The 10,856-nt window shown below is 59.3% G+C and carries 9 protein-coding genes; 4 read left to right on the top strand and 5 right to left on the bottom strand.

Going from position 1 to position 10,856, the window contains the following annotated elements:
* The first annotated feature begins 91 nt into the window (after window positions 1-91).
* Both ACSFE6_RS29135 and yccS read left to right on the top strand, forming a co-directional pair.
* Window positions 92-1,270, top strand: a complete 1,179-nt coding sequence (locus ACSFE6_RS29135; protein WP_435430841.1) for an NAD(P)/FAD-dependent oxidoreductase — start codon at window positions 92-94, stop codon at window positions 1,268-1,270.
* Window positions 1,271-1,512: 242 nt separating this feature from the next.
* Window positions 1,513-3,699, top strand: coding sequence for a YccS family putative transporter (yccS, locus tag ACSFE6_RS29130; RefSeq protein ID WP_435430840.1), 2,187 nt, complete (start codon window positions 1,513-1,515; stop codon window positions 3,697-3,699).
* 164 nt (window positions 3,700-3,863) lie between these two features.
* On the opposite strand, the gene ACSFE6_RS29125 is transcribed toward yccS, so the two are convergent.
* On the bottom strand, window positions 3,864-4,601 hold the full coding sequence (locus ACSFE6_RS29125) for a substrate-binding periplasmic protein (RefSeq protein ID WP_435430839.1): 738 nt from the start codon (window positions 4,599-4,601) through the stop codon (window positions 3,864-3,866).
* A gap of 256 nt (window positions 4,602-4,857) precedes the next feature.
* Here ACSFE6_RS29125 and ACSFE6_RS29120 point away from each other — a divergent pair, with 256 nt between their 5' ends.
* Window positions 4,858-5,310, top strand: a complete 453-nt coding sequence (locus tag ACSFE6_RS29120) for a GNAT family N-acetyltransferase (RefSeq protein WP_435430838.1) — start codon at window positions 4,858-4,860, stop codon at window positions 5,308-5,310.
* 96 nt (window positions 5,311-5,406) lie between these two features.
* On the opposite strand, the gene ACSFE6_RS29115 is transcribed toward ACSFE6_RS29120, so the two are convergent.
* From ACSFE6_RS29115 to ACSFE6_RS29105, 3 genes are read right to left on the bottom strand one after another with little or no spacing between them, the layout of a single operon-like run.
* The gene (locus ACSFE6_RS29115; protein ID WP_427581334.1) at window positions 5,407-5,703 is read right to left on the bottom strand and encodes a winged helix-turn-helix domain-containing protein; all 297 of its coding nucleotides are present in this window, start codon (window positions 5,701-5,703) and stop codon (window positions 5,407-5,409) included.
* Window positions 5,704-5,741: 38 nt separating this feature from the next.
* On the bottom strand, window positions 5,742-6,230 hold the full coding sequence (locus tag ACSFE6_RS29110; RefSeq protein ID WP_435430837.1) for a M48 metallopeptidase family protein: 489 nt from the start codon (window positions 6,228-6,230) through the stop codon (window positions 5,742-5,744).
* Between the two features lie 46 nt (window positions 6,231-6,276).
* Window positions 6,277-8,400 (bottom strand): putative bifunctional diguanylate cyclase/phosphodiesterase, encoded by a 2,124-nt coding sequence (locus tag ACSFE6_RS29105; protein ID WP_435430836.1) that lies wholly within the window; start codon window positions 8,398-8,400, stop codon window positions 6,277-6,279.
* A gap of 321 nt (window positions 8,401-8,721) precedes the next feature.
* On the opposite strand from ACSFE6_RS29105, the gene ACSFE6_RS29100 reads away from it, so the two are divergent.
* Window positions 8,722-9,390: a polysaccharide lyase family 7 protein gene (locus ACSFE6_RS29100; RefSeq protein WP_435430835.1), complete on the top strand. Its 669-nt coding sequence runs from the start codon at window positions 8,722-8,724 to the stop codon at window positions 9,388-9,390.
* A gap of 162 nt (window positions 9,391-9,552) precedes the next feature.
* On the opposite strand, the gene fba is transcribed toward ACSFE6_RS29100, so the two are convergent.
* Window positions 9,553-10,617 (bottom strand): class II fructose-bisphosphate aldolase, encoded by a 1,065-nt coding sequence (fba, locus tag ACSFE6_RS29095; protein ID WP_007975467.1) that lies wholly within the window; start codon window positions 10,615-10,617, stop codon window positions 9,553-9,555.
* Window positions 10,618-10,856: the final 239 nt, after the last annotated feature.

The following is a 10,856-nucleotide window of genomic DNA, read 5'->3' as shown; positions in this document are numbered from 1 at the left end:
CGGTTGGCCCATGGTTAACTGACACACCGCTTTCGCGAGCAGGCTCGCTCCCACAGTTTGTTTTGTGGTGAGTCATCAAGAGGACACCGTTTTGCGCTCTACCGAAGTCGTGATCATTGGCGCTGGCGCCGCAGGGTTGATGTGTGCACTGACTGCCGCTGGGCGTGGGCGCAAGGTGCTGTTGCTCGACCATGCCAACAAGGCCGGCAAGAAAATCCTGATGTCGGGCGGTGGCCGCTGCAACTTCACCAACATGTACACAGAGCCGGGCAATTTTCTCTCGCAGAATGCGCATTTCTGCAAATCCGCCCTGGCCCGCTACACCCAGTGGGATTTCATCGGCATGGTGGCCAAGCACGGCGTGCCCTACCACGAAAAAAAACTCGGCCAATTGTTCTGCGATAACAAATCCAGCGACATCCTCGAAATGCTGCTCAATGAGTGCGATCAGGTCGACGTCAGCCTGCACCTGGACACCTCGATCCAGACCATCGAGAAGCTTGAAAAGGGCTATTTGCTGGACACCACCCTGGGCCAGGTCACCTGCGAATCCCTGGTGATCGCCACCGGCGGCCTGTCGATCCCGACCTTGGGCGCTACCGGTTTCGGCTATCAAGTGGCCAAGCAATTCGGCCACCAGTTGCTGCCTACCCGCGCCGGACTGGTGCCGTTCACCATCACTGATCAACTGAAGGCGCTCTGTACCGAGCTGTCCGGCACGTCAGTGGATTGCCTGGTGAGCTGCAACGATCAGAGTTTCCGCGAGAACATCCTGTTCACCCACCGCGGCCTCAGTGGCCCGGCGATTTTGCAGATTTCTTCGTTCTGGGAATCCGGCGACACCGTCGAAATCAACCTGATGCCGGACCACGACGTGCCAAGCTGGCTGCAACAGCAGCAGGCCGAACGCCCCAACAGTGAGCTGAAAACCCTGCTCGGTGAAATTTTCACCAAGAAGATGGCCAATCTGCTGGCGGACAACTGGTTCGCGTCCAAACCCATGAAGCAGTACACCCACGCCGAAATCGCCGAAATCGCCGAAAAACTGGCGAGCTGGAAAGTCGTGCCGGCCGGTACCGAAGGCTACCGCACCGCCGAGGTGACGCTCGGTGGCGTCGACACCAACGAAGTGTCGTCCAAGACCATGGAGTCGCTGAAAAGCCCGGGCTTGTACTTCATTGGCGAAGTGCTGGACGTGACCGGGCATCTGGGTGGTTTCAACTTCCAGTGGGCGTGGGCTTCGGGTTACGCGGCCGCCCAATACGTCTAATACCTCATTTCTCTAATGTGAAATGCAATCCCTGTGGGAGCTGGCTCGCCAGCGATGGCGGCCTGACAGTCAACAAAGAGGTTGGATGTACCGGCCTCATCGCTGGCAAGCCAGCTCCCACAGTTGCCATGGGGATGTTCGGTAAAGGAACAGATTTTGCTGCCTGATGTGATCGCCGCCATTGCGTCGGCGTCATTAGTGGCTCAATTTAGCGGCATCGCCTCGGAAGGCCTTCGCACTTCATGTCATCGACCTCGTTTCGTCAGTCTCTGCGGCGCCTTTGGGCGCTGGATAAATTCAGCTACAGCGTGCGGGTGTTCATCGCCCTGACCGGCACCATGGCGCTGTGTTGGTATCAGGATGAAATGGGGCTGCTGATCCCGTTGTTCCTGGGCATTATCGCCAGCGCCCTGGCCGAAACCGACGACAGCTGGCAAGGCCGTCTCAATGCACTGGCCGTGACCCTGGTGTGTTTCATGGTCGCCGCGCTGTCGGTCGAACTGCTGTTCCCCTACCCCATCATCTTCATCATCGCGTTCGCCCTCGCCAGCTTCTGCCTGACGATGCTCGGCGCCTTGGGCGAGCGCTATGGCGCGATTGCCTCGGCGACGCTGATCCTGTCGGTGTACACCATGATCGGCGTGGACCAGCGCGGCGGCGCGGTCACCGATTTCTGGCACGAACCGGTGCTGCTGGTAGCCGGCGCGGCCTGGTACGGGCTGCTCTCTGTGCTGTGGCAAGCGCTGTTTTCCAATCAACCGGTGCAGCAAAGCCTGGCGCGGTTGTTCCGGGAGCTGGGTTTTTACCTGAAGCTGAAATCGTCGCTGTTCGAACCGGTCCGGCAGATGGACGTGGAAGCCCGGCGACTTGAACTCGCCCGGCAGAACGGTCGTGTGGTCGCCGCACTGAACGCCGCCAAGGAAATCATCCTGCACCGAGTCGGCAATGGCCGCCCGGGCTCGAAAGTCAGCCGCTACCTGAAGCTGTACTTCCTCGCCCAGGACATCCACGAACGCGCCAGCTCCTCGCACTACCCGTACAACGCGCTCGCCGAGGCGTTTTTCCACAGTGATGTACTGTTCCGCTGTCAGCGCCTGTTGCGCCAGCAAGGCAAGGCCTGTCGGGCGCTGGCCGAATCGATCCAGATGCGTCAGCCCTTCACCTATGACGCCAGCTTCGCCGAAGCCCTGAGCGATCTGGATGCTTCCCTCGAACACCTGCGCATCCAGAGCAATCCGGCCTGGCGCGGGTTGCTGCGCTCGTTGCGGGCGTTGGCGGCGAACCTTGGCACCCTCGATCGCTTGCTCAGCGACGCCAGCAACCCCGATGCCCTGGCTGACGCCACCGACAGCAGCCTGCTCGACCGCTCGCCACGCAACCTCAAGGATGTCTGGGCGCGGCTGCGCACGCAGCTGACGCCAACCTCGCTGCTGTTCCGCCATGCCCTGCGCTTGCCCCTGGCCTTGAGCATCGGCTACGCAATGGTGCATTTGATCCACCCGTCCCAGGGCTACTGGATCATCCTGACGACGCTGTTTGTCTGCCAGCCGAACTACGGCGCCACCCGACGCAAGCTCGGTCAGCGGATCATCGGCACCGCCATTGGCCTGACCCTGGCCTGGGCGCTGTTCGACCTGTTCCCCAACCCGCTGATCCAGTCGTGCTTCGCGATTGCCGCCGGGGTGGTGTTCTTTACCAACCGCACCACCCGCTACACCCTGGCGACGGCGGCGATCACCTTGATGGTGCTGTTCTGCTTCAACCAGGTCGGCGACGGCTACGGGCTGTTTGTGCCACGGCTGTTCGATACCCTGCTCGGCAGTTTGATCGCGGGGCTGGCGGTGTTCCTGTTCCTGCCGGACTGGCAGGGCCGACGCCTGAACAAAGTGCTGGCCAACACCCTGACCTGCAACAGCATTTACCTGCGTCAGATCATGCAGCAATACGCCGCCGGCAAAAGCGACGACCTGGCCTATCGCCTGGCCCGCCGCAACGCGCACAACGCCGACGCTGCGCTGTCGACTACCCTGGCCAATATGCTGATGGAGCCAGGGCATTTTCGTAAGGAAGCCGACGTTGGCTTCCGCTTTCTGGTGTTGTCGCACACCTTGCTCAGCTATTTGTCAGGCCTGGGTGCGCACCGGGAAATCGAGCTGCCACCGGATGTACGTGAGCATCTGATCGATGGCGCCGGCGCGAAACTGGCCGTCAGCATCGACGAAATCGCCCAGGGGCTGGCGAGCAAATCGGCGATTGCCATTCAAAGTGATGAGGAAGAGGCGCTGGCCAATGAACTTGAGCTGATGCCCGATGAGATCGATGAGGGCCAGCGGTTGGTGCAGACACAACTGGCGTTGATCTGTCGGCAGCTTGGGCCATTGCGGACGCTGGCGGCACATTTGATCAAGGATACGAGCGAGGATGTGTAGCGCCTGACCCGCCCCCATCGCTGGCAAGCCAGCTCCCACAGGGATCGCGCATAACCTGTGGGAGCTGGCTTGCCAGCGATGGTGCCAGTTCAGACACCACTTTCACCGAACCGCACAACAATCAACTTGCTGCTTGAAGCTTGTAGCTTGAAGCTGCTTTCAACTTACATCCCATGCTGCTTCAGCAGCCTTGCATAACTCCCATCCGCCTTCATCCTGGCAATCTCCCGGTCGAATCCGGCGACGATCTGTTCATGCCCGGGGTTCTTCAGGCTGACCAGGATATGCAGGCTGTTCTCGCTCAGCGGCTTGGGCAGGAACTCAACGGCATTGCGCACTTTGGTGGACTCACGAGCCAGGTAATAGCGGGCGACGTACTCGTCCTCCAGCGTCAGCTTGACCCTGTCGGCAGCAACCATGCGCACGGCCATGGCGAAGTTGTGTACCGGCACCTTCTGCAGTGATGCATCGTCATCGAATGCCGGCGAATAGGCGTAACCGCGCACCACCGCCACCGGATAGGTATGCAATTGCTGCAGGTTGTTGAATTCGATTGGCGCGTCCTTGCGCTTGATAAAGCGCACGCGGTTGACCAGATACTCCCCGGAAAACTGGCCGAGCTTGGTGCGCTCATCGGTGTACCAGGCATTGACCAGCACATCGTAACGCCCCTCGCCCACACCCAACAGGGCCCGCGCCCAAGGCACCTGCTCGAAGTCACTGGCATAGCCGGCCCGCGCAAGCGCCGTACTGACTATGTCCGTGGCCAGCCCGCCATTGACCAGCGTGGCATCGGTAAAGGGCGGCCAGGCATCGGCCACCAGACGAAGTTTTTCCGCTGCCGCGTTTTGAAACAGCAACAGCAATCCAATCAAAGCAACGGCTCGATGCAATCGCGGCATGCTAGAAAATCCTTAGCGGGCGGGATGCCCGTCGCGTTTTTCAGCCAAAACTCCAAGCCCCTTACCGGCACGCCCAGGCACTAAACGTTAGCTCATTGAAGCCACTGCACATCGCTGGATTCCAGATTACACAAAGAAGACAAGGGTGCGAGAAATGAATGATGGCATTTTGGTCTTTATCACAGATTTCTCCGCCATAAAGACAACCATCGTTCAGGCGCTTACCATCACCAGGACGTTTTCAAGGAATCAGCACATGACAATCGAATGGGTCTGCAAACACCACAGCGATCTGGGCAAGGAACAGCTGTACGCCATCTTGCAGCTGCGCTCGGAAGTGTTCGTCGTCGAGCAGAAGTGCGTCTATCAGGACATCGACGGCCAGGATCTGGAGGGTGATACCTGCCATTTGATGGCCTGGGACGGGGATAGGCTGGTGGCGTACCTGCGCTTGCTCGATCCCGAATTACAGGGCGGCGACGTGGTGATCGGCCGAGTGATCATTGCGCCTCAGGCGCGAGGTACCGGGCTGGGGCATGAGCTGATGGCCCAAGCCTTGAAGCAGGTTGAAAAACGCTGGCCCGACATGCCCATCTATCTCTCGGCCCAGGCGCATTTGCAGGGGTATTACGGGCGGTACGGGTTTGAAGTGGCGGGTGAGGAGTTTGTTGAGGACGGCATTCCACACATAGGGATGCGTCGTTCCTGAGGCCCCCATCGCTGGCAAGCCAGCTCCCACAAGGTATACGTGATCCTGTGGGAGCTGGCTTGCCAGCGATGGCGTCAAATCAATCAACACAGGAGCTCAGGGGTATTCCAGCACCGCCTTGATCTGCCGAAGATTACGCTCGATCCACCCCCGGTCTATCGCCCCCCAGTCACGAATCCGGTAGCGCCCGGCATGATTTCGCGCGCCTTCTTCCTGCTCGAACTCACAAACGATATCCAGATCCGCCAGCGCGGCGATGGTGTCCTGGGCGGTGCGTCGCGGCATGCCGGTGACGTCGGTCAAGGCCGGAACGCTGCTGGCCAGCCCGCTGTCGATCAGGTACGCCACGTACAGTCGGCGATAGAAGCTGCTCTTGGTCTTGCTTACGTCCATCTAACGCTCCCTAAAAAGATCGCAGCCTGCGGCAGCTCCTACAGATCCCGCCAGGTCAGGTACACCCGCACATCGAACTCCACCTGGTGATACCCCGGCAGCATGTGTTCGCACAATTTGTAGAACGCCTTGTTGTGATCCGATTCCTTGAAATGCGCCAACTCATGCACCACGATCATTTTCAGAAACTCGGCGGGCGCTTCCTTGAACAGCGACGCAACGCGGATCTCCTTCTTGGCCTTGAGTTTGCCGCCCTGCACCCGCGAGATCGTGGTGTGCAGGCCGAGGGCGCGGTGGGTCAGGTCCAGGCGGTTGTCGAACAGCACCTTGTCGATGGCCGGGGCGTTACGCAGGTATTCCTGCTTGAGATCCAGCGCATAGGCATACAACGCCTTGTCGCTCTGCACCTCGTGCTTTTGCGGGTAACGCTGGCTCAAGTAATCCCCCAGCCGACCGTCGGTGATCAGCTGGCGCACTTGGTCCTGCAACGAAGCTGGATAAGCCTGGAGGTATTTCAATGCGGTCATCGCAACAAGCAACACACATGACGAAAAGATCGCCAGTGTAGCGAATTCAGCGGGTCAGCGCGCTCCAGTCGAAGGGCTGCACGAAGTGACCGGTGTCTTCGGCCATCATCGGCCGCGCCACCAGAAATCCCTGTACATACTCGCAGCCGTTGGCTTGCAACCACTGGTACTGCGCCACGGTTTCCACTCCTTCGGCGATCACCAGCATCCCGTACTGCTTGCACAGCTCGATCACATTGCGCACCAGAGAAGCGTCCCGCGATGACTCCGGCAGTCGGGCGACCAAATGACGGTCGAGTTTGAGGGTGTCCAGCTCCAGGTCGCGCAAATGAGCCAGCGAACACGGCCCTGAACCAAAATCATCCAGCGCCACCCTCACCCCGAGATGGCGCAGCAAACGCAGCTGTTTGCGGGTTTCTTCCGGATTGTGGGTCAAAGCGTCTTCCGTCACTTCCACTTCCAGTTGCCGGGGCTGCAAGCCATGACGCTCCAGCACCTGGCGTAACTCGGTGACCAGATTGGGCATGGAAAATTGCGTACTGCTCAGACTGACGCCCAGCACCAAATCCTCGGCAAACAACGTTTCCCAGGCCTTGCGTTGCCCGGCACCGTGCTGGTAAATCCAGCTGCCCAGGCGACTGATCAGCCGGGCCTCTTCCAGCAACGGCAAGAACAGCCCCGGCGGCACGTCGCCGACACTCGGATGCTGCCAGCGCAACAACGCCTCGAACCCGCGAATCCGTCCCCCGGCAATCGCCACCTGCGGCTGATACACCAGGTTGAAATCACGGTTCTCGATAGCGGTCCGCACGCTCTCTTCAAGCATCAACCGCGAGCGGGCCCGGCCATTCATTTCGTGATCGTAAAAACGATACTGCTGGCGACCGGCGCGCTTGGCTTCGTACATGGCGATGTCGGAGGCCCGCAGCAAACCGTCGAGATTGGCCCCGCAATCCGGAAAGGTGGCAATGCCGATGCTCGCACCCAACGTGATTTCCAGGCCATCGATTTGCTGGCAGATCGACACACGCTCGATCAGTTTTTCCGCAATCTTGGCCGCTTGCTCGGGGACCTCCAGGTCCAGCAGTGCAGTGAATTCGTCACCGCCCATGCGTGCCAGGATATCGAAAGGACGCAGGCAAGCTTTCAACTGCTCGGACACCCAGCGCAGCACACGGTCGCCGGCATCGTGGCCGAGGGAATCGTTGACCCGCTTGAAACCGTCGAGGTCCAGGTACATCAGGACCCAGGCGCTGTCGGAGCGCTCACCGCGCAGCAGCAGGTTTTCTACGGTCTGATAAAAGCCCCGACGATTGAGCAGCCCGGTCAGCGGGTCGGTCACGGCCTGGAATTCGAGCTGCTGATGCAGATGGCGCACCACCGACATATCCAGCATGGTCACCACCATCGCCTGTTGCTCCTTGGGCAATGGCGCGCAGGACAGTGCCACCGGCACTTGCTGGCCGGGAGCTGTCCGCAATACAGCATCATGCAAACGCAGGGTTTCACCGCGCCGGTAGCCGGCCAGCAACTCGGACTCAGCCCAATTCGCGATATGAGGCTTTTGCAGGAAATCCAGGAAGGCCCGCCCCTGCAGCTCGTGCACGGTGGCGTTGAGCAAGCGTGACATCGCCGGATTGGCAAAGCGGATCAGCCCTCCCTCATCCACCACCAAAATGCCTTCGGCGGCGTTCTCCAGCACCGACGCATTGAAGGCGCGGGCGACCTCCAGATCATGACTCAGGCGCTGCAAGGCCCGGCGATTGCGCTGGTGCTCCAGCAACGCCTGGACCTTGGGCTTGAGAATCTGCGGGTCAAAGGGTTTGAACAGGTAATCCACGGCGCCACTGGCATAACCCTTGATCACGGCGTCCTGGGATTGCTCGTTGGCGGTGAGGAAAATGATCGGCGTCAGGCGGGTCCGCTGGCTGCCGCGCATCAGGCGCGCCACCTCAAAACCATCCATGCCGGGCATCTGCACATCCAGCAGCACCAGGTCGACATCGTGCTCAAGCAACAGACCGAGGGCTTCGAAACCCGAGGCAGCGGTCATGACCTGCCAGTCCTGGCGCTGCAACAACGCGCGCATGCTGATCAGGTTCTCAGGGTAATCGTCGACAATTAATAACGTTGAACGGCCTTCATCTGGCGGTGGGTGCGCGCATTCCATGCTGCTTCTCTTTATTCGTGACGTCAGGCCGGTTTCTCGTGAAAACCGGACAGATACTGTGCCATCACTCTAGTCCGGGTTCTACTAAAGCAGTAGGTGTCAGTACGCCACCATTTAACCAAAGGGTTCATTTGCCGACTAACGGTAACGTCTGAAGGCCGCTAAAACCGTTAAAGATGGCCTTTTAACAGGATTTTGACGTCACCGAATTGGCCGTGCCAGCATTAACAAAAAAGCCTTCCACGCTTATAAAGAGCGCCCTCAAAAAGCGCGCGCCAGAGCTTCTGGTACGTCCGTACTGCAAACCCTGGAAGCTTTCCCATGATCGACCTCGCATCCTGGAACCTCAGCGTTCCTGTCGGCAGCCCGCCGTACACCGTTGAAACCTCCAAACTGGTCAATGGCTTCAAGGATCAATATTTCCATTCCGACACCGGTACTTTGTTTTTCTGGGCCCCGGTAACCGGTTCCAAAACCGAAAACGCCATCTACCCACGCACCGAACTGCGGGAAACCTACAGCAACGGCACCTTGAAAAACTGGTACTACCCCGACGCCGACAACACCCTGCGCGCCACCCTCGCGGTCAACCAGGTGCCCAGCTCAGGCAAGATCGTCATTGGCCAGATCCACGCCTATAAAAGCCAGAAACCGATGGTAAAGGTCGAATACCAGTACAAGACCAACACGGACACCGGCAACATCGTCGCTAAAGTCCGCATGCGCCCCGATGACTCGGAAAGTCGGGTCATCACCATCGCCACCGGGGTGAAACTGGACCGCGAATTCTCCTACCTCATCCACCTCAGCCCCGGCGGCGCACTGGGCATCAGCGCCGCGGGTTACCAATGGGACACCCAGATCAGCGCGACATGGCGCGACAAACCGCTGTACTTCAAGGCCGGGGTGTATGTGCAGGACAATACTGGCTATACCAGCGAGGGCGGGAAAGTGACGTTCAGCAAGTTGGATATTGATCACGATAAGTGATTATCGAGCGTTGAACCCCTGTGGGAGCGAGCCTGCTCGCGAATGCAAGATGTCATTCAATATTAATGTTGGCTGAACTGACGCTTTCGCGAGCAGGCTCGCTCCCACAATAAAAAAACCCGCATTTCTGCGGGTTTTTTGTGTGGTTCAAACGCTGGAGGCTTAGTTGACCTTAGCGTTCAACTCACCCTTCAGATAACGCTGATACATCCCTTCCAGCGAGATCGGCTTGATCTTCGAAGCGTTGCCGGCAGTACCGAAGGCTTCATAACGCGCAATGCACACGTCGCGCATGGCGGTCACGGTGGCGCCGAAGAATTTGCGCGGGTCGAACTCGCTCGGGTTGGTGGCCATCAGGCGACGCATTGCTCCGGTGGACGCCAGGCGCAGGTCGGTGTCGATGTTGACCTTGCGCACGCCGTGCTTGATGCCTTCGACGATCTCTTCAACCGGTACGCCGTAGGTTTCTTTGATGTCGCCGCCGTACTGGTTGATGATCGCCAGCCACTCTTGCGGAACCGAAGACGAACCGTGCATCACCAGGTGGGTATTCGGAATGCGCTTGTGGATTTCCTTGATGCGGTCGATCGCCAGTACGTCGCCGGTAGGCGGCTTGGTGAACTTGTAGGCGCCGTGGCTGGTGCCAATGGCGATGGCCAGCGCGTCAACCTGGGTGCGTTTGACGAAGTCAGCGGCTTCTTCCGGGTCGGTCAGCATTTGGCTGTGGTCCAGAACGCCTTCGGCGCCGATACCGTCTTCTTCACCGGCCATGCCGGTTTCCAGGGAACCCAGGCAGCCCAGCTCGCCTTCTACCGATACGCCGCAGGCGTGAGCCATGGCCACGGTTTGTTGGGTAACGCGGACGTTGTAGTCGTAGTCGGTCGGGGTCTTGCCGTCTTCGCCCAGGGAACCGTCCATCATCACCGAGCTGAAGCCCAGTTGAATGGAACGCTGGCAGACGTCAGGGCTGGTGCCGTGGTCCTGGTGCATGCACACCGGGATGTGCGGGAATTCTTCGATGGCCGCCAGGATCAGGTGACGCAGGAACGGCGCGCCGGCGTATTTGCGAGCACCGGCCGAAGCCTGGACGATCACCGGGGAGTCAGTCTTGTCAGCGGCTTCCATGATGGCGCGCATCTGCTCAAGGTTGTTGACGTTGAAGGCTGGAACGCCGTAGCCGAATTCGGCTGCGTGGTCCAGCATCTGGCGCATGCTGATAAGTGCCATTGTGTGTGTCTCTCCCGGTTGAGGGTCGTTAATCGTGCCAGCCTGCCGGAGCGGCGGCGGCTATTCAAGTTATTGCAGATCGGGGGTTGGGCCCGGGCTGCGAATTCGGTATTGCCACAATCTCAAGAACTACACAGAACCCTTGTGGGAGAAAGGACAGTTCTAAAAGAGGAACTCCACCTAACAACGACATTTTCCGTCTTAGAAGTTCCTCCACACAAGTTCGTCCCACACTGAGT

Source organism: Pseudomonas baetica (assembly GCF_051216495.1).
GTDB classification, from domain to species: Bacteria; Pseudomonadota; Gammaproteobacteria; order Pseudomonadales; family Pseudomonadaceae; genus Aquipseudomonas; species Aquipseudomonas baetica_B.
This window is presented reverse-complemented; position numbering and strand designations above follow the sequence as displayed.